At 74.1% G+C, this 24,960-nt stretch carries 22 protein-coding genes; 8 read left to right on the top strand and 14 right to left on the bottom strand.

Annotation, left to right across the window (positions count from 1 at the left end; all coding sequences use genetic code 11):
* Positions 1 to 81 precede the first annotated feature (81 nt).
* Both ACWCHM_RS18510 and ACWCHM_RS18505 read left to right on the top strand, forming a co-directional pair.
* Positions 82 to 3,291: an ATP-binding protein gene (locus tag ACWCHM_RS18510; protein ID WP_454219161.1), complete on the top strand. Its 3,210-nt coding sequence runs from the start codon at positions 82 to 84 to the stop codon at positions 3,289 to 3,291.
* Positions 3,292 to 3,419: 128 nt separating this feature from the next.
* On the top strand, positions 3,420 to 4,319 hold the full coding sequence (locus ACWCHM_RS18505; protein WP_454219160.1) for an NAD-dependent epimerase/dehydratase family protein: 900 nt from the start codon (positions 3,420 to 3,422) through the stop codon (positions 4,317 to 4,319).
* A 24-nt stretch (positions 4,320 to 4,343) separates the two neighbouring features.
* Here the strand turns inward: ACWCHM_RS18505 and ACWCHM_RS18500 are convergent, their stop codons facing one another.
* Positions 4,344 to 4,817 (bottom strand): MarR family winged helix-turn-helix transcriptional regulator, encoded by a 474-nt coding sequence (locus tag ACWCHM_RS18500; protein WP_204957188.1) that lies wholly within the window; start codon positions 4,815 to 4,817, stop codon positions 4,344 to 4,346.
* A 98-nt stretch (positions 4,818 to 4,915) separates the two neighbouring features.
* Here ACWCHM_RS18500 and ACWCHM_RS18495 point away from each other — a divergent pair, with 98 nt between their 5' ends.
* Positions 4,916 to 5,761, top strand: a complete 846-nt coding sequence (locus tag ACWCHM_RS18495; protein ID WP_454219158.1) for an alpha/beta fold hydrolase — start codon at positions 4,916 to 4,918, stop codon at positions 5,759 to 5,761.
* Positions 5,762 to 5,812: 51 nt separating this feature from the next.
* Here ACWCHM_RS18495 and ACWCHM_RS18490 read toward each other — a convergent pair whose 3' ends face one another.
* The 7 genes from ACWCHM_RS18490 to ACWCHM_RS18460 all read right to left on the bottom strand — a co-directional run bounded on the left by ACWCHM_RS18490 (position 5,813) and on the right by ACWCHM_RS18460 (position 13,029).
* Positions 5,813 to 7,471, bottom strand: a complete 1,659-nt coding sequence (locus ACWCHM_RS18490) for a glycoside hydrolase family 27 protein (RefSeq protein ID WP_454219157.1) — start codon at positions 7,469 to 7,471, stop codon at positions 5,813 to 5,815.
* Positions 7,472 to 7,641: 170 nt separating this feature from the next.
* A complete protein-coding gene (locus tag ACWCHM_RS18485) occupies positions 7,642 to 8,082 on the bottom strand; it encodes an Rv0361 family membrane protein (RefSeq protein WP_204957191.1) in 441 nt (146 codons plus the stop codon).
* A 96-nt stretch (positions 8,083 to 8,178) separates the two neighbouring features.
* A complete protein-coding gene (locus ACWCHM_RS18480) occupies positions 8,179 to 10,437 on the bottom strand; it encodes a catalase (protein ID WP_454219155.1) in 2,259 nt (752 codons plus the stop codon).
* 90 nt (positions 10,438 to 10,527) lie between these two features.
* Positions 10,528 to 10,974 (bottom strand): hypothetical protein, encoded by a 447-nt coding sequence (locus ACWCHM_RS18475; RefSeq protein WP_204957193.1) that lies wholly within the window; start codon positions 10,972 to 10,974, stop codon positions 10,528 to 10,530.
* Between the two features lie 51 nt (positions 10,975 to 11,025).
* Positions 11,026 to 11,502 carry an iron chaperone gene (locus tag ACWCHM_RS18470; protein WP_281899341.1) on the bottom strand — a complete coding sequence of 159 codons (477 nt, stop codon included), beginning with the start codon at positions 11,500 to 11,502 and terminating at the stop codon, positions 11,026 to 11,028.
* A gap of 223 nt (positions 11,503 to 11,725) precedes the next feature.
* On the bottom strand, positions 11,726 to 12,487 hold the full coding sequence (locus tag ACWCHM_RS18465; RefSeq protein WP_454219154.1) for a hypothetical protein: 762 nt from the start codon (positions 12,485 to 12,487) through the stop codon (positions 11,726 to 11,728).
* On the bottom strand, positions 12,484 to 13,029 hold the full coding sequence (locus tag ACWCHM_RS18460) for an RNA polymerase sigma factor (protein ID WP_454219153.1): 546 nt from the start codon (positions 13,027 to 13,029) through the stop codon (positions 12,484 to 12,486). Before ACWCHM_RS18460 ends, ACWCHM_RS18465 begins: the two co-directional genes overlap by 4 nt.
* A 153-nt stretch (positions 13,030 to 13,182) precedes the next feature.
* Between ACWCHM_RS18460 and ACWCHM_RS18455 the strand changes: the two genes are divergently transcribed.
* From ACWCHM_RS18455 to ACWCHM_RS18445, 3 genes are all read left to right on the top strand, one after another.
* Entirely contained in the window at positions 13,183 to 14,466 is a 1,284-nt protein-coding gene (locus tag ACWCHM_RS18455; RefSeq protein ID WP_454219152.1) for a cytochrome P450, read from the top strand.
* Positions 14,467 to 14,634: 168 nt separating this feature from the next.
* Positions 14,635 to 14,895, top strand: a complete 261-nt coding sequence (locus tag ACWCHM_RS18450; protein WP_204928196.1) for an acyl carrier protein — start codon at positions 14,635 to 14,637, stop codon at positions 14,893 to 14,895.
* 70 nt (positions 14,896 to 14,965) lie between these two features.
* Positions 14,966 to 16,201 (top strand): beta-ketoacyl-[acyl-carrier-protein] synthase family protein, encoded by a 1,236-nt coding sequence (locus tag ACWCHM_RS18445; protein WP_454219150.1) that lies wholly within the window; start codon positions 14,966 to 14,968, stop codon positions 16,199 to 16,201.
* Positions 16,202 to 16,246: 45 nt separating this feature from the next.
* Here the strand turns inward: ACWCHM_RS18445 and ACWCHM_RS18440 are convergent, their stop codons facing one another.
* From ACWCHM_RS18440 to ACWCHM_RS18430, 3 genes are all read right to left on the bottom strand, one after another.
* A complete protein-coding gene (locus ACWCHM_RS18440; RefSeq protein ID WP_454219148.1) occupies positions 16,247 to 17,560 on the bottom strand; it encodes a glycosyltransferase family 2 protein in 1,314 nt (437 codons plus the stop codon).
* 44 nt (positions 17,561 to 17,604) lie between these two features.
* Positions 17,605 to 17,886: a phosphopantetheine-binding protein gene (locus tag ACWCHM_RS18435; RefSeq protein ID WP_281899330.1), complete on the bottom strand. Its 282-nt coding sequence runs from the start codon at positions 17,884 to 17,886 to the stop codon at positions 17,605 to 17,607.
* Positions 17,887 to 17,958: 72 nt separating this feature from the next.
* The gene (locus ACWCHM_RS18430) at positions 17,959 to 18,663 is read right to left on the bottom strand and encodes a 4'-phosphopantetheinyl transferase family protein (protein ID WP_454219145.1); all 705 of its coding nucleotides are present in this window, start codon (positions 18,661 to 18,663) and stop codon (positions 17,959 to 17,961) included.
* A gap of 90 nt (positions 18,664 to 18,753) precedes the next feature.
* On the opposite strand from ACWCHM_RS18430, the gene ACWCHM_RS18425 reads away from it, so the two are divergent.
* A complete protein-coding gene (locus ACWCHM_RS18425) occupies positions 18,754 to 20,151 on the top strand; it encodes a condensation domain-containing protein (RefSeq protein ID WP_281899325.1) in 1,398 nt (465 codons plus the stop codon).
* Positions 20,152 to 20,200: 49 nt separating this feature from the next.
* Here the strand turns inward: ACWCHM_RS18425 and ACWCHM_RS18420 are convergent, their stop codons facing one another.
* Both ACWCHM_RS18420 and ACWCHM_RS18415 read right to left on the bottom strand, forming a co-directional pair.
* Complete coding sequence (locus ACWCHM_RS18420; protein WP_454219143.1) at positions 20,201 to 21,406, bottom strand: cytochrome P450; 1,206 nt, start codon at positions 21,404 to 21,406, stop codon at positions 20,201 to 20,203.
* Between the two features lie 30 nt (positions 21,407 to 21,436).
* Positions 21,437 to 22,618, bottom strand: coding sequence for a nucleotide disphospho-sugar-binding domain-containing protein (locus ACWCHM_RS18415; RefSeq protein ID WP_454219142.1), 1,182 nt, complete (start codon positions 22,616 to 22,618; stop codon positions 21,437 to 21,439).
* A gap of 186 nt (positions 22,619 to 22,804) precedes the next feature.
* On the opposite strand from ACWCHM_RS18415, the gene ACWCHM_RS18410 reads away from it, so the two are divergent.
* A complete protein-coding gene (locus tag ACWCHM_RS18410; RefSeq protein ID WP_239484660.1) occupies positions 22,805 to 23,974 on the top strand; it encodes a cytochrome P450 in 1,170 nt (389 codons plus the stop codon).
* A 39-nt stretch (positions 23,975 to 24,013) separates the two neighbouring features.
* Here the strand turns inward: ACWCHM_RS18410 and ACWCHM_RS18405 are convergent, their stop codons facing one another.
* A complete protein-coding gene (locus ACWCHM_RS18405) occupies positions 24,014 to 24,877 on the bottom strand; it encodes a TauD/TfdA dioxygenase family protein (RefSeq protein ID WP_454219141.1) in 864 nt (287 codons plus the stop codon).
* Positions 24,878 to 24,960: the final 83 nt, after the last annotated feature.

Below are 24,960 nucleotides of genomic sequence, written 5' to 3'. Positions count from 1 at the left end.
CGCGGGGTCGACGACCCCCGCGCCCCGGGGCATGCTGCGCACCGGTCGGCGACGTCCTGCGGCGTAAGCTGAACGGCGTCGATGTCGTCGACGGTCGGGGGTCACCGGGGCGTGGTGGGGCTGTCGTCGGGAGATGGCGTCGAGGGTGGGCACCGGACCCGGCCCCAGGGCGCGCTGCGACTTCAGATCCTCGGCCCGCTGCGCGTGCAGCGGGGCGGCGTCGAGCTGGACCCGGGCCCCCGCCAGCGCGCCTACCTGCTGGTCCTGTTGCTGGCCCGCGCCGGTGAACCGGTCAGCACCACCGAGCTGATCGACCTCGTCTGGGGCGACGACGCGCCCGCGACCGCGGTCAACGTCATCCACAAGTACGTCGGTGCGCTGCGCCGCCTGCTGGAACCCGGGTTGCCACCCCGGGCGGTCGGCTCCTACCTGCACCGGCACGCGACCGGCTACCGCCTCGCCGCCACGGCGGAGCTGCTCGACCTGATGGCGTTCCGGGGGCACGTCGGGACCGCCGCCGCCCACCTCGCCGCAGGCCGGGACACCGACGCCCTCGACGCGTACTCCCGGGCGCTCGCGCTGTGGCGGGGGCCGGCCGGCGACGGCTACCCGCACCGGCCGGGCGCGGTCGCCCTCTTCGCCGCCCTGGACGGGGAGTTCTTCACCGCCGCCGTCGCCGCCGCCGACCTGGCCGTCGCGGCCGGGCAGCCGCACCAGGTGCTCGCCCCCCTGCGGCTGGCGGCGGCGATGACGCCCCTGCACGAGCCGGTGGAGGCGGCGCTGGTCACCGCGTTGGCCGCCGCCGGCCAACAGGCGCAGGCGCTGGCCGTGTTCCGGGCCGTCCGGGCCGACCTCGCCGAGCAGTTGGGGGTGGACCCGGGCCCGGCGCTGAGCCAGGCGTACCACCACGCGCTCGGCCGGACGGCACCGCCGGGCCTTGCCGTGCCGGCCGCACCGCCGGGCCCGACCGGTGACGGCCTGGTCGGCCGGGCCGGCGAACTGGCGGCCCTGCGGGACGCGACCACGGCGGCCTTCGCGGGCGGCACCGCGCTGGTGCTGGTCCAGGGTGAGCCAGGGGTCGGCAAGACCCGGCTGCTGCGGGAGGCCACCGCCGAGGCGGCGCGGCGCGGCGCGCTCGTCGTCTGGGGGCAGTGCCTCGACGGCGGTGGGGCACCCTCGATGTGGCCGTGGGTCCAGGCCATCCGGACCCTGCTCGACGGGATGCCCGACGGACCCGGGGCCGTCCCGGTCGGCCGGGAGCTGGGCAGCCTGCTGGAGCCACGCCAGGACGTCCTCGCCGCGCCGGTGCTGCCCGACAACGGGTTCCCGTTCCGGCTCTTCGAACAGGTCGTCGCGATCGTCGCCGCGGCGTCGGCCCGGCGGCCGACGGTGCTCGCGCTCGACGACCTGCAGTGGGGCGACGACGCGTCCCTGCACCTGATCGGCCACCTGGCGGCCCGGCTGCCCGGCGGCACCACACTGGTCGGCGCGCTGCGCGACCACGCCCCCACCCCGGGCGTCGCGCTGTCCCGGATGCTCGCCGCGGTCAGCCGGCTCCCCGGCCACCAGCGGATCCGCCTGGGCAATCTCACCGAGTCCGAGGTGGCCGAACTCATCCGCCGGGAGACCGGCTCGACACCCACCCCGGAGTCGACCCGGAGCATCCTCGCCCGCACCGCCGGGAACCCGTTCTTCGTCCGGGAACTGTCCCGGCTGCTCACCGACCGGCCCCGCGGGTATGCCGGCGTGCCGGCCACCGTTCGGGACGTGGTCATCGACCGGATGTCCGGGCTGGCCGCCGGCAGCCGCGACCTGCTCCGGACCGCCGCGTTGATCGGCCGGGAGGTGGAACTCGGGCTGCTGGCCCGGGCGGCCGGGCTCGACCTCGACCGCTGCCTGGAACAGCTGGAACCGGTGCAGGCGCTCGGCATGCTCCGCAGCCGCCCGGACGACCCGTTCTCGCTGCGGTTCGCCCACGACCTGGTACGTGAGGCGGTGACCGCGACGACCCGGCCGGCACAGGCGGGACAGCTGCACCTGCGGATCGCGGACGCGCTGGAACAGGGCGGCGCGGACGCCGAGACGGTGGCCGAGCGCCTCGCCCACCACCTGTGGTCCGCCGGCCTGCTCGCCGAACCGGCCCGGACGGCGCAGGCGCTGATCCGCGCGGGCCGGCAGGCGGCGGGCAAGTCGGCGCTCGACGTCGCCGAGCGGTGGCTGCGCTCGGCGGTGCAGGTGGCCCGCGGTGCGGGTCTCGCCGCATGGGAGCTGTCCGCCCTGGCCCAGCTCACCGCCGTTCTCGGCATGCGGTCGATGTACGGCTCCTCGGTGACCGACCTGCTGGAACGGGCCGAGCACCTGGCCCGGGACCTCGGCCGGGAGCGGGAGGCGGCAGGTTTCCTCTACTCCCGCTGGGCCGCCCTGGTCCAGGCGGTCGAACTCGACCGCAGCGCCCCGCTGGCCCGCCGGCTGCTGGAGCGGGGGCGGGAGTCCGCCGACCCGTGGGTGCTCGCCTGTGGCCTGCACGCCTGGGGCCTGCAACAGTGGGACTACGGGGAGATCGGTGAGGCGGTCCGCTGGCTCGACAGGTCCCGGAACATGATCTTCGACGTCCCGCGCCGGGACGAGGACCCGGTGCGGCACGACCTCCAACTGCTGATGGCCGCGATGCTGGCCGAGGTCACCACGCTGCACGGCGCGGTGGCCGACGGCCGGGCCGTGCTCGACGGGCTGGAGGACCTGGCCGGCGACGACCCGTACATGGTCACGGTGTGGGCGTGCGCCGCCACCCGGATAGCGGTGATCGTCGGCGATCCGGTGCTGGCGTTGCGCGCGTCCGGCCGGGGGATCGCCGTCGACCCTGGGTTCTCGTTCGTCTTCCTCGGCACCTACCAGCGGCTGGCCCGCTGCTGGGCGCTGGCGGTGACCGGCCGGGACCCGCTCGGCAACGCGGACCGGGCCCGGCGGCTCATCGCCGCGCACCTGCTCGACCCGCCCCGCTCGGACGTCGCCGCCTGGCACGGTCTCCTCGGCGAGATGCTTCTCGCCGGTGGCGCGGTCGACGCCGCCGCGACCGCGCTCGACCAGGCCGACCACTATCTGGAGTCGTGCGGTCAGCGGCACCCGGAGGGGCTGCTGCTCCTGCTGCGGGCCCGGCTGCTGCGCGCGCGGGGCGAGCCGGTCGAGGTCGTCCGGGCCGCCGCCGAAAAGGCCCGGACGGTGTCGGCGGCGCGGGGCGCGTTCCTGCACACCCGCCGGGCCGAGCGGCTCCTCGCCGAGCTGACGACCTGACCCACCGCCGGTGGTGGCGGGACGTCGGTGCGGCGACCGGCACCGGGCGGCGTCGACCGCCGGCGGGGGAGCGTGGCTTGACAACCGGCCGGGTCCGCAGTGGACGATGAGACGTGAGAATCCTTGTGGTGGGCGGCAGTGGTCTGATCGGCGGGCACGTCGTCGAGGTGCTGCGCGGGCGGGGGCACACGGTGACCACGGTGGCCCGGACGGCCCGGCCCGGTGTCGACCATCTGCTCGACGTCGAGTCCGCCCCGACCGACGACCTGCGGTCGCTGCTCGCCGGGCACGACGGTGTCGTCCTCGCCACCCGGGCCGACGAGCAGCGGGTGCTGCCCCGGCCGATCCATCCGGTGCTGCGCCGCGAACTCGTCGACCCGGTGGTACGCCTGCTCACCGCCGCCCGCGCCGAGGGCCTCACCCGGGCGGTCCTGACCGGGTCTTACTACACCTTCTTCGACCGGCGGCATCCGCAGTGGCGGCTGGCGGACCGGCACGTCTACGTCAGGTGCCGGCGGGAACAGGCCGCCGAGGGCCGGGTCGCCGCCGGCCCGCAGCTCCCGGTCACCGTGCTGGAGTTGCCGTTCGTCTTCGGCCGGGCCGGCGACCGGCTGCCCAACTGGGCCGGTCCGCTCGACCGGTGGGCACGGTCCCGGGTGCCGCTGGCGGTACCCGTCGGCGGCACCGCCGCCGCCTCGGCGCGCAGCGTGGCCGAGGTCGCCGTCGAGGTGCTCGAACAGGCGCGCGGCGCGGACGTCCCGGTCGTCGACGAGAATCTCACCTGGGCGGCCATGATGACCCGGATCGCCGCCGCCGTCGGTCAGCCGCGTCGGGTCGGCCGCCTGCCCGCCCCCGCCGTACGGGCCGCGCTGGGCTGCGGTGGCCTGCTGCACGGTCTCGCGCGCCGGGAGGCGGGCCTCAACCCCACCCACCTCGCCGACCTGCTGCTGGCCGAGCTGTTCATGGAACCCACCACCGGCCGGTCGCTGGATCCGGCGCTGCGGGACACCTTCGCCCCGACCGGCTAGCCGCGCCGCCGGAAGCGAGCCCGTTCACCCGTCCGTCGGCTCGGTGCCGCCGCGCAGTCGGAGCAGCGCCTGCGGGGTGAGGCTGCGGGCGAGGGTTTCCAGGGCGGCGGTGAGCTCGGCGATCCGGGCCGGGTCGTCGGTGCCGAGGGCCGCGGCGAGCGCGCTGTCGACCGAGGCGGCCCTGATCTGGACGACCCGGTCGGAGAGCTGCTGCGCGGTGTGCAGCAGCAGCCGTCGCCGGTCGTCGGGGTCGGGGGTGGCCTCGATGGCGCCGGCCTCGCGCAGGCGGGCGGCGCAGACCGACACCTTGCTCTGCGGGAAGCCCGTCCGGTCGGCGATCTCGCTGACCGAGGTGCCCGGGTGGGCCCGGATGTCGCTCGCGACGATGAGCACGGAGCGGTGCAGCGCCGGGTGGGAGTCGATCCCCTCGGTGGGGATCGCCTCCTCGCCGAGCTTCATGAGGGTGCGCCCGAGGAGGAACAACTCGATGCCGTTCACCGGGTCAGGGTACATCAGAAAAGATTCATCATTTGAGATGCATCTGATATGATGCTTCTTGTCGGCGGGACCCGCCCGCCCGACGCAGGGAGACGCAGATGTCCGTCACCGCCACCCTCCGGACCGGCACGCTCGCCGTTCCCGGCGCCCGGCTCTACCACGAGGTGCGGGGCAGTGGCCCGCTCCTGCTGATCGGCCAGAGCGGGGAGGGCGACGCCCACCGGACCACCGACCTGGTGGAGCAGCTCGCCGACGCGTACACCGTGGTGACCTACGACCGGCGCGGGCTGTCCCGCAGCACGCCCACCGACCCGGAGCGGCCGGTGACCCTGGCCGACCACGCGGACGACGTCCACCATCTCCTGACCAGCCTCACCGACCGGCCGGCCGCGATGCTCGGGTGCAGCCTCGGCGCCTCGATCGGGCTGCGGCTGGCCGTCCGCCACCCCGGTCGGCTGCACACCCTCGTCGCCCACGAGCCGGTTTCACCCCGGCTGCTGCCCACCGCCGAGCGGACCCGCCACGAACGCGAACTGCTCGACGTCCAAAGGCGCTACGCGGCCCGGGGGCTGACCGAGGCGATGCGGGAGATCGCCCGGGTGCTCGGCATCGACCCGACCTGCCAGGAGGCCGAGCCCGACCTCACCCCGCAGCCGCTGACGCCGCAGCGCGTCGCCAACTTCGACACGTTCATCCGCCGGGACTTCACCGCGATCGTCGGCGACGACCTGCGCCCGGAGGACCTGCCCGGCTGCGGCACCCGGATCGTCCCGGCGGTCGGCGTCCGCACCGCGCCGGAGGTCTTCGACCGCCGGTGCGCGGACCGGCTGGCCGAGCTGCTCGGGACCACGCCGGTGGTCTTCCCCGGCGGGCACAACGGCAACACCACCCACCCCCGGGGGTACGCGGCCACGCTGCGCGAGGTCCTCGCCGCGCGGGACTGACCACGCGCCGCGCGCAGGCGGCGCGTCGTCGAGCGGTGCCCGGCCACCGGTTCAGCCGCGACTCCACCGCTGGCTGGTCGCCCCGTTGCAGTCCCAGATCTGGGTACGGGTGCCGTTGGCCGTGCCGTTGCCCACCAGGTCCAGGCACCGGCCCGAGCCGACCGCCGTGACGGTGCCGTCGGCGTTGAAACGCCACTTCTGGTTCGACTGGCCGTTGCAGTCCCAGATGATCACCGACGTGCCGTTGGCGGTGCCGGCGTTGTTGACGTCCAGGCACTTGCTGCCGTAGACCCGCAGTTCCTGGCTGCCGGTCGAGGTCCAGGACTGGTTCGCCTGGCCGTGACAGTCCCAGACGATGGTGGTCGCGCCGTTGGTCTGCGCCGCGCCGTTGACGTCCAGGCACCGGCCGGCGGAGACGCTGCGCACGGCGGACGTCGTGCCAGGTGGCGGCGTGGTCGGCGGAGGTGTCGTCGGTGGGGGAGTGGTCGGGGGCGGCGTGGTGGGCGGGGGAGTGCCGCCGCCGGTCACCAGGAACATCGCCGCGCCGTGCGCCGGCACCGAGGCGCTGAGCGTGCCGCCCGACGTCGAGCTGCTGTGCGCCCAGAGATCCCGCACCGCGTAGGACGAGGCGCTGCCGAGGCCCAGCGCGCTGGCCGTGGTGGTGACCGTGGCCGTGCCGCCACCCCGGTTGAGCAGCACCGTGGCCACCGCTCCGGTGGACATCGGCTTACGCCAGACCTCCAGGTCGCCGCTGTCACTGATCTTGTAACCCTGCCGGCCACCCCAGTCCTGGTTGACCGCGATGACCTCGGTGTTGGTCAGGATGGTCCGGGTGGCCGCCGACATGGAGCGCAGGTCGTTGCCGGCCAGCAGCGGCGCGTTCAGCAGCGCCCAGAGGCTGAAGTGGGCCCGTGACTCGGTGTCGGTGGGGCCGTTGCCGACCTCCAGCATGTCCGGGTCGTTCCACGCACCGGGCCGGGCGTACGAGTCCTTGCCGACCTGCTGGTCGAGGATGCCCATGATGGAGTTCCAGTTGCCGCCGATGTCACCGGTGTTGCGCCAGGAGTTGCCCACCGACGCGCCCCAGGTCCAGACGCTCTCCTGGCCCCAGTTGCACAGGCTGTAGAGGATGTTGCGGCCGGTGGCCGCCAGGGCGTCCCGCATCGCGGTGTAGCGCTGCTGCCCGCTGCGGCCGAGGTGGTCACCGCAGTTGTCGTACTTGAGGTAGTCGACGCCCCAGGACGCCCAGAGGTTGGCGTCGCGCTGCTCGTAGTTGATGCTGGCCGGGTAGCCGGCGCAGGTGGTCGTCCCGGCCGACGAGTAGATGCCCAGCTTGAGGCCCTTGCCGTGGACGTAGTCGGCGAGCGCCTTCATGCCGCTGGGGAACTTCGCCGGGTCGGCGACCAGGTCGCCGCTGGCGTTGCGCTGCTTGGTCGACCAGCAGTCGTCGATGTTGACGTACTCGTAGCCGGCGGCGGCCATGCCGCTTGCGACCAGTGTGTCGGCGGTCTGCCGGATGAGCGTCTCGTTGACGTTGCAGCCGAACGAGTTCCAGTCGTTCCAGCCCATCTGCGGGGTGCGGGCCAAGCCGTTCTCCAGCGCCTGCGCGGGCGGGGCGCTGCCGAGCACCGCCGCGCCGGTGACCACCGCCGTGCCCAGGGTCGCCGCCAGCAGTACGGGGGACAGCAGGGCGACTCGTCGTCGGAACATGCGCACGCTCCTTGCCGGGGTGCAGGCCACGGTTCGTAATACATCGACGTCCGCCAACGTAATTCGTCTGACATGTGACGTCAATATGCGCCAGTCGACCGCACCCGGGGCCGGTCTGCGCCGCCCTCGCCCGGGGCCGCACCGCCCGCCGTCCGCCGTCCGGGGGTCGGTCACCGGACGTCCGGGCTGCACACCTTCCAGTCGCCGTCCTGCCGCTCGACGTTCAACCCCACCGTCCGGGGTGCCTGGTCCGAATAGGTGACCTCGGCGGTCACCCACCGCCGGGTCGGTGTATCGCCCGAACGCTCGACCGTCACGTCGGTGATCCGGAACCCGGTCACCCCGTACCCGCCCGCAGGACGGTCCAGCCAGTCCGCCCGCGACTCGCGGCGTCGGTCGGCCGCACACAACATGTCGTACGCGCCGTTGTCGTCATGTCTGACCACGGCGGACAGGTAGGCGTCGGCGGCGGCGCGGATGCCGGGCTCCTCCCTCGCGTCCTTGCGGGACAGGTAGAAGCCGGCGGTCGGGGTGCCACAGCAGAGCAGCACGCCGACGCCGACGATGACGATGGCGAAACCCCGCCCGGACAGCTCCTTCTCGGCGGCCACCGCACCGACGGTACGGGCCGGCGGCAAGGTGCCCGCCGGCCCCGCCGCGACGGGTGTCCACCGTGCACCACGGCGGACACCCGTCGACAGCTCCCGTCAGGAGATCGAGGCGGGGAACCGGTCCCAGACCCGGTGGGCGGCCAGCAGGGCCTGCGCGCCGGCGAGCACACCGGTCGGCGAGTCACCGGTCACCACGCCCGCCGCGCCGGCCACCCCGGCCAGCTCCAGCACCCGCACGCCCGCGCCCCAGCCACCGATCACCTTGGCGTGCCGCCAGCACTCCTGCACCAGCAGCAGCACCCGGGGGTCGACGACAGTGGCGTCCGCCGCACCCGCCTTGGCGTCCCGGGCCGGCAGCGCGTCCGGTGCCGGAGCGGGGGCCCCGGCCAGCAGCAGCGCGTCCAGCTCGACCGAGCGGCCGGTGGCGAAGGTCCGCTGCACCGTCAGGTCGCCCACCGTGCCGCCGTGCGCGGCGATCACCAGCGGCACCATGCCCGCGGCGAACACCTCACGGCGTACCTGCTCGACGTCGTCGGTACCGGTGTCGGCGTCGACCACGATGCCGACCGTCCGGCCGTCGGCCGGCCAGGTGCGGCCGAGCTGGGACAGCGCCGGGCTGGGCGCGACGTCGGCCAGCGGCACGGTCGGCTCCGGCGTCGGCAGGCCCAGACCGGTGGCCACCTGCGCACAGAGCACCGGGTCGATGTTGGCCAGGCACTGCAGCTGCCGTTCCCGGATCGCCTGGTGGTAGCACTTGCCCAACTCGAAGGTGTACGCCCGGACGATGTGCTCCCGCTCCACCGGCGACATGCTCAGCCAGAACAGCCGGGCCTGGCTGAAGTGGTCGTCGAAGGACGCCGGGTTGGCCCGGACCTTCGGGGCCTCGGCCACGGTCACCGGCACGTCGACGAACGCGTGCTCGGTGTCCCCGGCCGGGAACGGGTTGCCCCCGTCGAGCGAGTTCGGCCGGTACGGCGCGACCCCGGCGTGCACGGCGTGCTGGTGGAACCCGTCGCGGAGCATGTCGTTGACCGGCGCGTGCGGCCGGTTGATCGGGATCTGCGCGAAGTTCGGCCCGCCCAGCCGGGTGAGCTGCGTGTCGACGTACGAGAAGAGCCGGCCCTGCAACAGCGGGTCGTTGGTGACGTCGATGCCCGGTACCAGGTGACCGAGGTGGAAGGCGACCTGCTCGGTCTCGGCGAAGAAGTTCGTCGGCGTCCGGTTGAGCACCAGCTTCCCGACCAGCTGCACCGGCGCCAGCTCCTCCGGCACGATCTTGGTGGGGTCGAGCAGGTCGATGCCGGCGAAGGTCTCCTCCGGGGTGTCCGGGAAGACCTGCAGGCCGAGTTCCCACTCCGGGTACGCGCCGGCCTCGATGGCGTCGTAGAGGTCGCGCCGGTGGAAGTCGGGGTCCATGCCGCTGAGCAGCTGCGCCTCCTCCCACTCCAGCGAGTGCACGCCAAGCTTCGGCTTCCAGTGGAACTTCGCCAGCACCGTCGCCCCGGCGGAGTTGACCAGCCGGAACGTGTGCACCCCGAAGCCCTCCATGGTCCGGTACGAGCGCGGAATGCCCCGGTCGGACATGTTCCACATCGTGTGGTGCTGCGCCTCGGTGTGCAGCGAGACGAAGTCCCAGAAGGTGTCGTGGGCGCTCTGCGCCTGCGGGATCTCCCGGTCCGGGTGCGGCTTGCCGGCGTGGATGATGTCCGGGAACTTGATCGCGTCCTGGATGAAGAAGACCGGCATGTTGTTGCCGACCAGGTCGAAGGTGCCCTCGTCGGTGTAGAACTTGGTGGCGAAGCCCCGGGTGTCGCGCACGGTGTCGGCCGATCCCCGGGACCCCAGGACGGTGGAGAACCGGACGAACACCGGCGTCTCCTTCCCCTTGCTCAGGAAGCCGGCCCGGGTCACCTCCTGCGCGCCGTACCCGGTGAAGACGCCGTGCGCGCCGGCGCCCCGGGCGTGCACCACCCGCTCGGGGATGCGTTCGTGGTCGAAGTGGGTGATCTTCTCGCGGAGGTGGTGGTCCTGGAGCAGCGTCGGGCCGCGCGGGCCGGCCTTCAGGGAGTGGTCGGTGTCGCGCAGCCGGGCACCCTGCGCGGTGGTGAGAAACGCACCCTGCTGGCCGTTGGCGACGGTCGGCGCGCCGGTGGCCGCGCCGGTCGGGGTACGGGTCTCCGGTGCGCCCTGCTCCTTCTTCGGTGGCAGTGGGTCATGCGGGGTGGTGGGTTCGTCGACGGTCGGCGGGGCGCTGCCCGGCGCTCCGGGGACCTCGGGGGTCATCAGCTGGGACACCTTCTCGGCGGCGGCGTCCACCACGTCCTTGACGACCTCGGTCGGTTTGCGGGATTCCATCTGGGCGGCACCTCTTCAGGGAGCGGGGAACGGGTGTTCCTCCCCTACCCGGGCATCCCGCCGCAAAACACGCCGGTCGGTCGTGGTGGCTCAGCGCAGTGCACGAAGGGTGACGGCGGTCACCGCGCCGTACGCCAGGTGCGGCACCAGGTCGGTCAGCCAGTCGGTGGCCGACCAGGTACGGGGGTCGGTCACCCGCAGCACGGTCAGCGGACCGTTGGAACCGATCATGGCCAGGCCGGTCAGCGCCAGGACGGACACGGCGGTGGGCAGCCGACGACCACCCGCCGCCGCGTAGCCGGCCGCTGCGGCCACCGAGGTGGCGTAGCCGAGCAGCGGCCCGAGCCCGGACCTGCGGTTCGCGGCCGTGCGCTGGTCACCGAGGTCGACGTGGGCCAGGTCGGCGAGCCGGCCGGCGCTGTCCTCGGCGGCGCTGCTGGCCGGCCGGGCCCGCAGCGCCATGTCCAGGTAGGTGACGGCGTTGAGGGCGGACGCGCCGGCCGCACCGGCGATCAGGGCTCTGCTGGTGGGCGTCATCCTCCCCGGCTACCCGCCTACGGGACGCTGACACCCACCGGGCGGTGACCGTCAGGAGACCGCCGTGGTCACCAGGTCCCGGACCCGCTTCTCCACCTCCGGGGTCCACGACCGCAGGGCGTACGACACCGGCCACAGGTCACCGTCGTCGAGGTGGGCCGACTCCTGGAAGCCGAGGGTGCAGTACCGGTAGTTGAACTTGCCGGCGTCCTGGAAGAACACGACGATCTTGCCGTCCTCGTTCGCGTACGCGGGCATGCCGTACCAGGTCTTGGGGGAGAGCTGCGGGGCCACCGTGGTGACCGTCAGGTGCACCCGCTCGGCCAGCGTCCGGTCCGCCGGGGCCATCTGGGCGATCCGGTCCAGCACCGCCTGCATGCCGTCGGCCTTCTTGGCGCCCTTGCGCCCCTCGGCCCGCAACTCGGCCGCACGTTCCCGCATGGCGGCCCGCTCCTCGGCGGTGAACCCGCCGCCGGCCTCCCCGCTGGTGTCGCCGTCGGTCGCGGTGGTCGCTTTCTTCGTGGACACGCGGGCTCCCTCGCTGGTCGGACGGGGCGCGGCACGCTGCCGGCCACCTGGGGTAAAGGCTATGACCCCGCCGGACCGACGGCTTCTCGATTCCTGACCGGCCGGGCCGACCCGCCCGGCGGCCGGGTCGCCCACCGGGCCGGGACCGCCCCGAGCGGCCCCGCCGGGCGGCGCTGCGGCGAGGCCCGCCACGCCGTGCGCCGGACCCCGGCGGGGCCGCCGGTCACAGGTCCTCGATCCGGTGCGTGGTGGAGCCGGTGGGACTGTGCACGACCACCGTGATGCTGCCGATCTCACCGCCCTCCGGCCCCGGCCACCACGCGGCCCACCATCCGCCCCCGGTGCTGGTCCGGATGGTCCGGCCGTCGGCGAGGACCAGGTCGACGCCGGTGACCGACGGGCCGACCAGACCCACGGCGTTGGAGTACTGGTCCCGGCCGGAGCCGACCGAACTGCGCGTCTCGAGGTTGACGGTGCCGGCGGCGGGAGGCGGCAGGGGGCCGTCCGCCAACGTCATCGCGGTCGGCTGGCCGTCGTCGACGCTCATGCACTCGATCACGCCCGCGCCACGCTGCTGGATGAGCAGGGTGGCCACCCCCCGGCGCTCGGCCAGGAGCACGTCGGCGGGGCCGACCGGTGCCGTCGGTTCGCTGCCCACCCCGCTCGCGGCGCACCGGCGGGCCTGCGGCATGACCTGCTCGCCGGTGAGCGCGCCGGGCACCGGGGTCCAGGCGGCGAAGGCCCGGTCCATCGGCCCCGGTAGCAGCGCGGGCACGGTGACCGCGCCCACCACCGCGACCGCCCCGGCGGCGACCAGGCCGACCACCCAACGCCTGGTCACCGGGCGGCGTGCCGGCCCGGGACGGACGGCTGCCCGGCCTGCGACGATCCCGTCGACGACTGCGGTGGCCCGGGCCCAGTCGGTCGGGGTCGGCTGCACCCCGCGTGCCGGGTCCAACACGGAGAGGCGCTGAAGATCCGTCATGACTGCTGCTCCTTGAAGACAGTGAGGGCGTGCGGACGGGGGGCGGCCGGTTCCAGCGCGGCCCGCAGGCGTTCCCGGGCCCGGCCCAGCCGCATGGCGAACGTCGACCGGCGGCAGCCCAGCACGGTGGCCGCCTGCTCGGCGGTCAACCCGTCGAACGCCACCAGCGCCAGCACCTCCCGGTCGGCGGGCCGCAGGCTGCGCCAGGCCCGGTCGAGGTCGATCCGGGCGGCGGCGTCGACCATGTCGTCGGCGTACGCCGGGCCGTCCGCCGCCACCAGCCGGATATCCAGGGCCTGCCGGCGCAGCCAGCCCCGGGTGTGGTTCGCCATCGTGCGGCGGGCCACCGCGAACAGCCACGGACGGGCGTCGGTGGGAAGGTCGTCGAAGCGTCGCCAGGCGGTGAGGAAGACGGTCGAGACGACGTCCTCCGCCTCGCTGGGTGGGACCCGCCGCTGGACGAACCGCAGCAGGTCCGGGTACGTCGCGGCGTGCAGGGAGCGGAACCGTTGCTCCCGTACGCCGTCATCAGCACTGCTCATGTGCACCTCTCGGTCGGCCGTTCCACCCCCTACCTGTCCGGCGGCGTCCCCACTGTCACACCCGGTTCGGCACCGAACCAGCCGTGGACAGCCTGCCGTCGATGCGTCTAAGGTCACGGCATCCTCCGCCCGTGCACCCCGACGAGGAGCGCCATGGGTTTCCCGGTATCCCTCGACGAGCTGCTCGGCGACGCGGTCCGACGCGATCCGTACCCGTACTACGCCCGGCTGCACGAGCTGGGGGAGGCGGTCGCCCTCGCCCCGACGGCACCGCACGCCGTGGTGGTCCACGGGTACGCCGCGGCCCAGCGGGTGCTGCGTGATCCGGTCTTCCGGGTGCTCGACGCGCGCTACCTGGACCACGCGGGCGTCCGCTGGCGCGACCACGCGGTGCTGCGGACCCTACAGGCCAGCATGTTCAACGCCCCGGCCGAGGACCACGCCCGGGTGCGTCACCTGTTCGGCCAGGCGCTGACCGCCCGCCGGGTCGCCGCCCTGGAACCGGCGATCGCGCGGATCACCGACGACCTGCTCGACGGGCTCGCCGAGGCGGGCGCGGACGGCCGCCCGGTGGACTTCATGGCGGCGTTCGCCCTGCCGCTGCCCAGCGCCGTCGTCGGCGAGCTGCTCGGGGTGCCGCCCGCCGACCGGGCCTGGTTCCCGTCCCGGGTGCGGGCGTTCGACGCGGTGCTGGAGATCGGGCCGCGCTCGTTCCGGGAGATCCGGGCCGCCAACCGCGCCGCCGAGGAACTGGCCGGGTACTTCACCACGCTGCTCGCCGCCCGCCGGGCCGAACCCCGCGACGACCTCGTCTCGGCGCTGGCCCGGCTGCGCGCCGAACGCCCCGACCAGCTCTCCGAGGCGGAGCTGCTGGCGAACCTGATCGTCACGTACAACGCGGGGTTCCGGACCACCGCCAACCTGTTCGGCAGCGGGCTGACCCTGCTGCTGGCGCGGCCCGCCGCGCTGGCCGCGTTGCGCGCCGACCCGTCCCTCGCCCCGGCGTACGTCGAGGAGATCCTGCGCTACGAGCCGCCTGTGCACTTCGCGGTGCGCTACGCCGCCGAGGACACCGAGGTCGCCGGGATCGACGTCCCCCGTGGGCGGACGGCGCTGGTGCTGACCGGTGCGGCCAACCGGGATCCGCGCCGGTTCCCCGATCCGGACACGTTCGATCCGTCCCGGGCGGACAACCGGCACCTGGCGTTCAGCGCCGGACCGCACTACTGCGTCGGCGCGGCGCTGGGCCGCACGGAGGGGCGGCTCGCGCTGCCCCGGCTGCTCGACCGGTTCCCGGCGCTGGCGCTCGCCGCGACCCCCGACGCGCCACGGCAACTCATGCTGCGGGGGTACGACCAGCTCGCGGTGCGGGTCGTCGCGCCGGCGACCGATCGGCCGGCCGGCACCGCCCGGGTGGACCTTGCGCAACCGGCTTGATTGAGTAAGGTCGATCAAAACGGAGCGGCTGCTCCGGTGACCAGCGCGGCGACGGTCCCACCGACGTCGCACCTGGTCCCGGCCGCGTCCCCGGCCACTGCCACGCCTCCCGCGTCCCACCGGCGGCCGGGTCCGCCGACGCCGACCTCCGGAAAGGAAACCCCGACCATGACCGACGAGATCCGCGCGTTCCTCTTCGCCGCGTTGACCGAGATGAAGTACGACATCGAGGGCGCCGACGACGACACGGTGTTCGGTCCGGCCGGTCTCGACGTCGACTCGCTCGGCCTCGCCGAACTGGCCGTCCGGGTGGAGGACCGGTTCGGGGTGACCTTCGACGACGACGAGGCCGAGGCGCTGGCGATGATGACCGTCGGCGAGTTCTGCCGCACGGTGGCCGCCCGCGTCGAGCCCGCCTCGGCACACTGACCGTGCCCGCCGCGCCGCCCCGGAGGCGGTCCGTGCAGCGTTCGGTGCAGCAGCACGAGAGGGGACGAGCATGCGTGCCGGCGTGACGGTGACCGGGATCGGGCTGGTCAGCCCGGTCGGCAGCACCGCCGCCGAGGTGTTCGACGCGGTCTGCGCGGGCCGGTCCGGCCTGACCCGGCCGCCCGAGGGGCACCCGGTGCACGGCGTCGTCGACGTCGCCGCGTTCAGCCCGGACATCGACCCTGCCAGCGTGCTGCCCGGCCCCGAGTCCCGGGTGGCCGACCGCGCGGTGGTGATGGCGCTGCGGGCGGCCGGTGACGCGGTGGCCGACGCCGGGGTCGAGGTGGGCCGGGACGTCGACCCGTACCGGGTGGCCGTGATCGTCTCCGGCGTCGGTGGCCTGTCGACCCTGGCGAGCCAGGTCCTCGCGCGGGCCGAGCGGGGCCGGTTCGGGGTCAGCCCGTACATGCTGCCCGGCACCCTGCCCAACATGGGCGCGGCGCGGATCGCCATCAGACACGGCATCCGGGGCTACACCTCGTCGATCGGCACCGCCTGCGCGTCCGGGGCCCAGTCGATCGGGGAGGCGCTGCGTATCCTGCGCGCCGACGAGGCCGACCTGGTGCTCTGCGGGTCCAGCGAGGCGCCGCTCTTCCCGACCTTCGCCGACGCGTTCGGCAACGCCCGCGCGCTCGCCCACGGCTGGTCGGACCCGACGGAGGCGAGCCGCCCGTTCGACAGGCGGCGCAACGGCCTCGTCCTCGGCGAGGGGGCCGGGGTGTTCGTCCTGGAACGCACCGCGCACGCGGTGGCGCGCGGTGCCCGGCGGTACGCCGACCCGCTCGGGTGGGGCGCGAACAACGACGCCTACCACCCGACCACCCCCCGCCCCGACGGGTCCGGTGCGGCGCACTGCATGCGCACGGCGCTGCGCGACGCCGGCCTGGGCCCCGACGACGTCGGCTACCTCAACGCCCACGGCACCAGCACCAGGGCCGGTGACGCGGCCGAGGTGGCCGCCCTGCGGGACGTTTTCGGCGCGGCCGGTCCGCCGGTCAGCTCCACCAAGGGGGTCACCGGGCACATGCTCGGCGTCTCCGGGGTGATCGAGGCGGCGATCGGGGTCGAGGCGCTGCGTCGCGGCCTGCTCCCGCCGACCCACAACCTCGACGACCCCGACCCGGGTGACGATCTCGACCACATCCGCAAGCAGCCGCGGGAGGCCGCCGTGACCACGGTGATGTCCAACTCGTTCGGCTTCGGCGGCCACAACGTCAGCCTGCTGTTCGGCCCGCCCGGGGCGTGACCCGCCGCCTCCCGGGACGATTCGGACTGCCGCGTCGGGGCGGTGTCAGCGGACGGTGAGCACCGACGCCCCGTCGTACCGGGCGACGGTGACGGCGAAGTGCTGGTCCAGCATGTCGGTCACGTAGTCGAGGTCGGCCACGAGCGGCACCGGCAGCATCGCCCGCTGGTCGACCGGGGCGTCGGTGCAGACCAGCTCGATCCGGTCGGCCTTGAGCAGCCCCCGGGTCAGGAACGCCGGCAGGTCCTCGGGCAGCAGGAACCGCCACAGGTCGACGTTGACGATCACGTCGAGCGCGCCGGCCTTGAACTGCTGGAGCACCGTGCCGAGCAGGTGCGCGTTGGTCGGCCCGGCCGGCGCGTCGTGGTCGAACGTCTGCGAGTCGGGGCCCAGTTCCAGGGTGGACACCCCGTTGCCGATCACCAACGCGGTGCGGCCGGCCAGTTCCGTGCGCAGCGTGTCGGGCAGCGCCTCCGGCCGTCCCAACCCCGCCCGCCGGTACGCCTCGATGGCCTGGCCGTAGAGCCGGATGCGGCCCAGGTGCCGGCCGAACGTGTTGATCGCGTACAGCACCTCGACGTCGTAGCGCAGGTGCTTGCGCAGCAGGTACTTCATGTTGTCCATCGAGGCGAGCCCGTTGGACGTCTTACGGAAGTGCGGCAGGTGGTACGACGTCGCCTCGACGTCCAGCTCGAACAGGTCGGGCCGGCCCCCGTGCAGGTGGAAGATCCGGTAGAAGAACTCCAGGTCCTCGAACCCCCACTTGACCATCGCCTCGTCGAAGCCGGCCACCCGCAGGAACGACTCCCGGTCGACCGAGGCGTTGTGGGTCAGGCCCAGCACCCAGGGCGCGCTGGGGAAGTCGCGGATGCGCTGCGGGTGGGCGATGTCCTCCAGCCGGGGGTCGCCCCGCTCGGCGTCCAGCAGCGCCGGGTCGACGGGTTCGCCCCGGCGCACCGCGTCCGCTCCGGCCCAGTCGAGGTCGTAGCGTTGGCCGAGCAGGACCCCGGGCCGGCCGCCACGGGCGGCGTGGTGGTCGCGGTGCCGGGCGAGCAGGGTGGGGTGGGCGACCGTGTCGGCGTCCAGGAACAGCAGGACGTCGGCCTGGGCGCGGGCCGCCGCCGCGTTGCGGTTGGCGCTGCGGCCCCGGTTGGTTTCGCTGCGCACGCAGGCGATCCGCAGCCGGTCGGCGTAGCGTTCGACGACCGGGGTCAGCGGGACGGCCGAACCGTCGTCGCCAACGATGACCTCGAACTCCTGCGTCGGGAGGGTCTGCCGGGTCAGTGACGCGACGGTCGTGTCGAGCGCGACGGCGTTGTTGTGGGCGGGGATCACCACGCTCAGGCGGGGCCGGTCCATGGAACTCCTTCGGAAGATACCGGCCGGGCCCCCGTCGCGGGGCGTCAGCGGGGGGTGCAGTGCTGGGTGATGTAGTCGGCCAGGTCGCCGACCGTGGTCATCCGGTCCTCGTCGAGATCCTCGACGTCGATCTGGATCTCCAGCTCGTCCTCGATCTCGAGCAGCAGCTCCAGCGCGAGGGAGGAGCTGAGGCCCAGCTCGTCCATCAGCTGCGTGCCGACGGTGACCGGTGCCTCCGGCCGGAGCATCCGGGTCAGCAGCGCGACCATCGTGTCGACGACCTGCCCACGCAGCTGCGGCGCGGTGGTCGTGTCGGGCTCTGTCACTGGACCCCACGCTCCAACATGGAGCCCATCAGAGCAAACGTGATCGGCGGGTGTCAACGGCTGTCGCGATCTTCAGCCGACCGGTCGCGGAACCGCTCCGGACGGCCCGTCGAGGCCGTGGAACGACGCCGTGTCGTAGGGCCCGTCGCCGGTCAGGGCCACCGCGACCCGGTAGCCGGCCGGGGTCGCGACGTCGGTGACCCGGTGTACGCCAGGAGGGTCGCCGCACGCCACCACGTCGCCCCGGTGCACCGGCAGCGCCAGGTGCGGCCAGAGCCGTTCCCCGGCCGCCTTGACCACCGCCTCCTTGCGGGCCCACAGCCGGGCGAACCGGTCGGCCCGGTCGGCGACGTCCGGCCCCGAGGCGACGTGCCGGGCCTCCCCGGCGGCGAAGAACCGGGCGGCCAGCGCCACCGGGTCCCGTTCCGGCGCAACGTGCTGGATGTCGACCCCCACCGGACGGTCACCGCCCACCGCCACCGCGACCAGCCCGGCGGAGTACGACAGGCTGGTCTGCGGCCCGCCCCGGGGCTCGGTCAACGTCGGCTTGCCGTACCGGCCCCGCCGCCAGGCGAGCCGTCCGGGTGCGACGCCCAGGGCCGCGCCCACCAGCAGCCGCAGCGCCCCGTGTGCCACGGTGAACCGCTCCCGGGCGGTGGCCGGGCCGAGCGCCGCCGCCCGGCGGCGTTCCTCGGCGGTGAGCACCGCGTCGTAGCGGGCCAGCTCGTCCGGGCCGGCCCGGGCCGACAGGATCCAGATCCGGACGGTGTCCCGCATGGGCCGTACCCTAACGCCGGCGTCACCGGCCGGCCGGCGACCCGACCGGCGACGTTGACACGTGCCGATCAACGTTGCTCTGATTGACCGATGTTCGCGCAGACCGCCGAGGCGCAGGTGCTCGTCCCGTTCGCCGGCCCGGGGGCCGGGACCGCGCCGCTGACCTGGGGTCAACTGGCGATCATGCAGGACATGCGGGAGACCGGGTGGACGCACAACGTCAGCGGCGCGCACCCGGTGCCGGCCGGGGTCACCGTGGAGCAGGTCGCGGCGCAGCTCGGTGACCTGATGAGCCGGCACCCGGCGCTGCGGATGCGGCTGGGCACCGACGAGCACGGCGAGCCCTGCCAGGTGGTCGCCGCCGACGGGGAGATCGCCCTGGACGTGCTGGACGTCCCCGACGACGCCGACCCGGCCGACGTGGCGAAGTTCGCCTACGAGTTGGGCCACGCCCGGCTGCTGGCCCCCTACGACCTCTACCGGGACTGGTCGGTGCGGATGGCGGTGATCCGGCACCGGGGGGCGCTGGTGCACCGGGTGCTGACCCTCGACCACCTGGTCGTCGACGGCACGGCGACCGCCCTGGTGATGGCCGACCTCGGACTGGTCGACCTGGCGGCCCGGCGCGTGCCCGACCCGCGTACGGTGCAACTGCTCGACCTCGGCCGGCGCGAGCGCACCCCGCAGCTGCGCCGGGTGAGCGACCGGGCGGTCCGCCACTGGGAGGCGCACCTGCGCGACCTGCCGCCCTCGACCTTCGGCGGGGTCACCAACCCGGCCGGCCGGCATGGCCGGCGGTTCTGGCACGGCCGGTTCAGCTCACCGGCGGCCTACCTGGCGGTGCAGGCCATCGCCCGCCGCACCCGGACGGACACCTCCCGGGTGCTGCTCGCGGTGATCGCCGTGGCGGTGGGCCGGGCTACCGGGGTCAGCCCGCTGACCGCCAAACTCATCGTCGGCAACCGGTTCCGGCCGGGGTTCGCCGAGGCGATCGCCCCGCTGAGCCAGAACGGGGTGCTCACCGTGGACGCCACCGACACCACCGTGGACGAGGTGGTGACCCGGGCCCGCCGCGCCTCCGTCGCCGCCGGCATGTACGCCTACTACGACCCGACGCAGCTCGCCGAGGCCGCCGCCCGGCTCGACGACGAGCGCGGCTACCCGGCCCGGGTGACCCTGCGGATCAACGACCGGCGGGTGGTGACCCGGCAGGCGGCGGACGACGCGGCCCGCGCCGTCGAGGTGACCCCGGAGCAGATCCGCCGCCGGGCGGGCGAGACGTTCCTGGTCTGGGACGGCACCCTCGACCACCTGCCCGAGCAGGCGTTCATCACGGTGGAGGACCAGCCGGACACGATCTTCCTCCAGGTGATCTTCGACCTGGGCTGTTTCACCGAGGCCCAGGCCGAGGCGCTGCTGCGTGGGGTGGAGGAGGTGGCCGTCGAGGCCGCGTTCGACCCGGCGGCACCGACCCGGGTCACCGGCTGACCGGCCGGTCACCGCCCGCCGGGCGACCCGGTGACCGCCGTGGCGACGCTCACCGCTCGACCCGGTCCCAGGTCACCGGCAGCGCCTCCAGGCTGCGTACCACCAGGCCGGGCTTGAACCGCAGCTCCTCCTCGGGTACGGCCAGCCGCAGGCCGGGCAGCCGGCGCAGCAGCGCACCGAGGGCCTCCTGCAACTCCATCCGGGCCAGCGCCGCGCCGAGGCAGTGGTGCGGGCCCGCCCCGAACGCCAGGTGCGGGTTGTCGGTCCGGGTCAGGTCGAGGGTGTCCGCCCCGGCGAACACCGAGCCGTCCCGGTTGGCCGAGGCGATCGCCGGCAGCACCGGGGTACCCGCCGGCAGGCACACCCCGCCCAGTTCCACCTCCTCGGTGGTGACCCGGGGCAGCAGCACTCCGTTGTCGCCGAGCTGGATGAACCGGGACAGCTCCTCCACCGCGCGGGCCACCGCGACCGGGTCGTCACCGCGCAGCCCGGCAAGCTGGTCGGGGTGCCGGGCCAGCACGAGCAGGAACAGGTTGAGCTGGTTGGTGGTGGTCTCGTGGCCGCCGACGAAGATGCCGGCGGTCACCGAGACGAGTTCCCGTTCGGTGAGGTCGTCGTGCTCGTCCCAGGCCTTGATCAGGGCGCTCATCAGGTCGTCGCCCGGCTCGCGGCGCCGTTCGACGATCATCTCGCCGAACGCGTCGAGGGCGGCCTGCGGGGCCGCCGGGTCGGCGTCCCAGTCGCCGACGAGCGCGTCGGACCACTCGCGTACCCGGTCCTGGTCCTGCTCCGCGATGCCGAACAGCTTGCTGATCACGTAGATCGGCAGCGGCGCGGACAGGTGGGGGATCAGGTCCGCCGGCGGGCCCGCCGCCACCAGGTCGTCGATCATCCGGTCGACGAGCGCGGCCACCGTCGGGCGCAGCGCCTCCACCCGGCGGACGGTGAACGCGTGCGACACCGCCCGGCGCATCGTGGTGTGCCGGGGCGGGTCCATCCCGATCAGCGAGTCCTCGGCCAGCGAACCCAGCTCCCGGGTCGGCCGGTCCGGCCCGGCCGCGGCGGCCCGGCTGAACCGCTGGTCGGTGAAGACCCGGCGGACGTCCGCGTGCCGGGTGGCCAGGTAGGCCTTCCCGCCGTCGGGCAGCGCGATCGGCGCCACCGGGCAGGTCTCCCGCAGCCGGGTGTAGTCAGGTGACGGGTGGTAGATCGTCGGAGCCGGAGCGAGCGGGTACGGGATGGGCTCTTGCGTCATCTGCGACTCCTCGGGTGGTCGAACGGTGGGTCAGCTCCGGTGACGTGCGGCGAGGTCCACCAACGCCGGCAGCACCTCGGCGGGGGCGGGCATCGCGTGGACCCGGTCGCGCATCAGCGCGGCGGCAGCCCGCCAGGGGCCGTCGGCGATCAGCTCGCCGACCAGCCCACGCAGCGTGTCGTCGTCGGCCCGGTCGCCGGCGAGCCAGGTGCCGGCCCCGGTGACGGCCAGCCGCTCGGCGTTGAAGTGCTGGTCGCTGACCTGTGGCAGGACGAGTTGCGGCACCCCGAGGCCGAGCGCCGTCATCGTGGTCCCGGCACCGCCCTGCTGCACCAGCGCGGCGCAGGTCGGCAGCACCAGCCGCAGGGCCAGCGGGCTGTCGACCAGCCGGACGTTGCCCGGCAGCGGGCGCAGCGCCGCCTGCTGGGCCGGCTCGACCAGCACGACGACCTCCACGTCCAGCCCGGCCACCGCTCGCACCACCCGGGGGAGGTCCAGCCGGTCGTCCAGCCCGGCCCCGGCCATCATGGTGCCGGCCGTGACGCACACCCGGGGTCGGTCCGCCGGGCCGTGCAGCCAGGTCGGCAGCACGGCCGGGCCGTTGTACGGCACGTACCGGACCGGTCGGGTCGGGCCGGTCGCCGGCACCTGCATCGGCGGCGGCACCGGGTCGAGGGTCAGCGCACCGGCGAGGTCCACGTCGGTGGCGGCCAGCCCGAACCGGCCGGCGAGCGGGCCGAGCACCGGCTCCGGGTCGAGCCGGAGGGTCACCGAGGAGTCCGGTCCCCACAGATGCCGTACCCCGGGCACGCCCAGCGCGGCGGCGGCCACCGCGGCGGCCAGGTTGAACGGCTCCCAGACCAGCAGGTCCGGTCGCCAGGAACGGCCGAAACCGACCAGCTCGTCGAGGAGAGCGTCGGCGAACCGGACCACGCCGCCGTCGGCGGTGATCGCCGGCTCGACCGTGTCGTCCGGCTCGTCCTCGGCCCGGTCCAGGGCGCCCACCGCGCCGATCCGGCCCGCGAACGCCGTGGCGAAGTCGACGTCCGCGCCCAGCGGCACCGCCGCCAACCCGGCCGAGGTGATCGCCGGCACCAGCGCCGGATGGCTGGCCACCCGCACCTCGTGGCCGGCGGCCTGCAGGGCCCAGCCGAGCGGCACCAGGCCGTAGAAATGCGACCGCCAGCCCCACGTCGACAACAGAATCCGCAAAGCCGCAGTCAAGTCCGACCCATCCGCGCGCAGCACCCGGCAGTCCTGGTGCACCGATGCTAGGCGATGGGTTCCGTACCCGGAAGATCGTCGCGGCGACCAATGGATATTGACGGCGGCCGTCCGGATGACCGAGTCTTACCGGTGCCCGATGTGGACCGCCGACCGACAGGTGGGTAGCTCGCCATGACCGTCGTCTCGGAGCTGCGGGACTACCCCTTCGCGCCGTTCACCGGCGACCTGCCCGCCGAACTGCTCGACATGGTCACCGAGCCGGTCGGCCGGGTGCGGCTGCCCGACGGCCGGCCCGCCTGGCTGGTGCTCGGCTACCAGGACTGCTGCACGGTGCTGGCCGACCCCCGGTTCTCCCGGCTGCCGCTCGGCGCGACCGGTACGCCCGATGGCGCGGGCCCCCGGGAGTTGAACATGGACGGTCCGGCGCACGCGGTCGTGCGGCGGGTGGCCAGCCGGGCGTTCACCGCCCGCCGGATCGACACCTTCCGCCCCCGGGTACGCCGGCTGGTCGACGCGCTGATCGACGACCTGCTGGCCGGTCCCCGCCCCGCCGACCTGGTCGCCGCGCTGGTGGCGCCGCTGCCGGTGCACGTGGTCTGCGACGTGCTGGGGGTGCCGGTGGCCGACCGGCCCCGGTTCTACGGCTGGATCGAGGGCCTCAACTCGGTCACCGCGTACGGGTCCGCCGACGCCGCCACCGCGCAGGCGGAGCTGCGGGCGTACCTGGCCGGGCAGTTGGCGGGCAAGCGGGCGGACCCCGGCGACGACCTGCTCTCGGCCTGGGTGCTGGGCCGCGACGCGCACGAACTCGACGACGCGGAACTGGTCGAGCTGGCGATGGGCGTGCTGCTCGGCGGGCTGGAGATCAACTCCACGAGCGCCGGGTTGCGTGCGCTGTTCCAGCACCCCGAGCAGTTGGCGAAGCTGCGGGCCGACCCGGGCAAGCTCTCCTCGGCCACCGACGAGATCCTCCGCTACACCTCGGTGAGCAGCATGTTCCGGGTCCAGGTGGTCCGCGAGGACCTCACCCTGGGCGGGGCGGCGATGCGCGCCGGGGACTGCGTGATGGCGATCCCGTGGGTCGGCAACCGCGACCCGCGCGTCTTCCCCGACCCCGACGTGTTCGACATCGACCGGGTGCCGACCGCACCGCACCTCACCTTCGGCTTCGGGCCGCACTTCTGCCTGGGCACCGCGCTGGGCCGGATGCAGGTGGAGCTGTCCATCGGCGAGCTGCTGCGGCGGCTGCCGGGGCTGGCCCCCGCCGTGCCGCTCGACGAGATCCCCTGGCGGCACGACCGGATGAACGGCGGCATCGCGTCGTTCCCGGTCACCTGGTGAGGACGCCCCGGTCACCGGCCGGTAGCAGCCGCCCGCGCGTCAGTAGCTCTCCACCGCGTTGACCCGGTCCGGCCAGTAACGCTGGCCGGGCGCGGCGACGTAGTGCTCCCACCGGGGCGCGTCGCCGGTCGGATGGTCGCCGAGCACGGTGATCCGCTGCCCGCGCCGCACGCCGGTGTAATCGTTGATCGCGTAGTGCTGGGTGACCCGGTTGTCCCAGATCGCGACGTCACCCACCCGCCAGCGGTACCGGCAGGTGAACTGGGGGCCCTCGGAGAACGCAAACAGGTACTCCAGCAGCGCGTCGCTCTCGTTGCGGCTCAACTGCGGGATGTGCGAGGTGAACAGCCGGTTGACGTACAGCGAGCGGCGGCGGGTCTCGGGGTGCACCCGGACCACCGGGTGTTCGGCCCGGCTGGTGAACTCGGTGCCGATCCGGATGACGTGGATGGCGGTCAACCCGTCGAGCAGGTCCCGCATGGGGGCGGAGAGCGCCTCGTACACCTTGCACTGGTTGGTCCACATGGTGTCGCCGCCGGTCTCGGGCAGCTGCACCAGGTGCAGGATGGAGGCGATCGGCGGGCTCTGGTGGAAGGTCATGTCGGTGTGCCAGACGTCCACCTTGCCGCCGTCCTCGGAGTCGATCAGGACGATCTCCGGGTGCCCCGCCAGCCGGGGCAGGTACGGGTGCAGCTCGACCTCGCCGAAGCGCCGGCCGAAGGCGATGTGCGCCTGCGGCGTCAGCGCGGTCTGCCCGGCCACGAAGACCACCTGGTGGGCGAGCAGCAGCCGGTGCAGGTGGGCGAAGCCCTCGTCGGTCAGGGTGTTCAGGTCGATGCCGTGGACCTCGGCGCCCAGGGCGCCCGCGACGAGCCGTACCTGCGGCACGAGGGACGTGGTCATCGGTGCTTCCTCCGGTCTGGGCGCCCGGGCCCGTCGGCGTATTGTTCCACGCCGGTGAATGGGATCTCCACCGTTGATATTGA

Source organism: Micromonospora sp. SCSIO 07396 (assembly GCF_053667945.1).
The sequence above is the reverse complement of the archived record's forward strand: the minus strand, read 5'-3'. Positions and strand labels throughout refer to the sequence as shown.

Coding starts and splice junctions, on each gene's coding strand:
- ACWCHM_RS18425 (WP_281899325.1), top strand. CDS start 18,754: ATGTTCGCGCAGACCGCCGAGGCGCAGGTGCTCGTCCCGTTCGCCGGC.
- ACWCHM_RS18455 (WP_454219152.1), top strand. CDS start 13,183: ATGGGTTTCCCGGTATCCCTCGACGAGCTGCTCGGCGACGCGGTCCGA.
- ACWCHM_RS18430 (WP_454219145.1), bottom strand. CDS start 18,663: ATGCGGGACACCGTCCGGATCTGGATCCTGTCGGCCCGGGCCGGCCCG.
- ACWCHM_RS18460 (WP_454219153.1), bottom strand. CDS start 13,029: ATGAGCAGTGCTGATGACGGCGTACGGGAGCAACGGTTCCGCTCCCTG.
- ACWCHM_RS18465 (WP_454219154.1), bottom strand. CDS start 12,487: ATGACGGATCTTCAGCGCCTCTCCGTGTTGGACCCGGCACGCGGGGTG.
- ACWCHM_RS18495 (WP_454219158.1), top strand. CDS start 4,916: ATGTCCGTCACCGCCACCCTCCGGACCGGCACGCTCGCCGTTCCCGGC.
- ACWCHM_RS18405 (WP_454219141.1), bottom strand. CDS start 24,877: ATGACCACGTCCCTCGTGCCGCAGGTACGGCTCGTCGCGGGCGCCCTG.
- ACWCHM_RS18480 (WP_454219155.1), bottom strand. CDS start 10,437: ATGGAATCCCGCAAACCGACCGAGGTCGTCAAGGACGTGGTGGACGCC.
- ACWCHM_RS18420 (WP_454219143.1), bottom strand. CDS start 21,406: ATGACGCAAGAGCCCATCCCGTACCCGCTCGCTCCGGCTCCGACGATC.
- ACWCHM_RS18475 (WP_204957193.1), bottom strand. CDS start 10,974: ATGACGCCCACCAGCAGAGCCCTGATCGCCGGTGCGGCCGGCGCGTCC.
- ACWCHM_RS18450 (WP_204928196.1), top strand. CDS start 14,635: ATGACCGACGAGATCCGCGCGTTCCTCTTCGCCGCGTTGACCGAGATG.
- ACWCHM_RS18510 (WP_454219161.1), top strand. CDS start 82: ATGTCGTCGACGGTCGGGGGTCACCGGGGCGTGGTGGGGCTGTCGTCG.
- ACWCHM_RS18440 (WP_454219148.1), bottom strand. CDS start 17,560: ATGGACCGGCCCCGCCTGAGCGTGGTGATCCCCGCCCACAACAACGCC.
- ACWCHM_RS18445 (WP_454219150.1), top strand. CDS start 14,966: ATGCGTGCCGGCGTGACGGTGACCGGGATCGGGCTGGTCAGCCCGGTC.
- ACWCHM_RS18490 (WP_454219157.1), bottom strand. CDS start 7,471: ATGTTCCGACGACGAGTCGCCCTGCTGTCCCCCGTACTGCTGGCGGCG.
- ACWCHM_RS18410 (WP_239484660.1), top strand. CDS start 22,805: ATGACCGTCGTCTCGGAGCTGCGGGACTACCCCTTCGCGCCGTTCACC.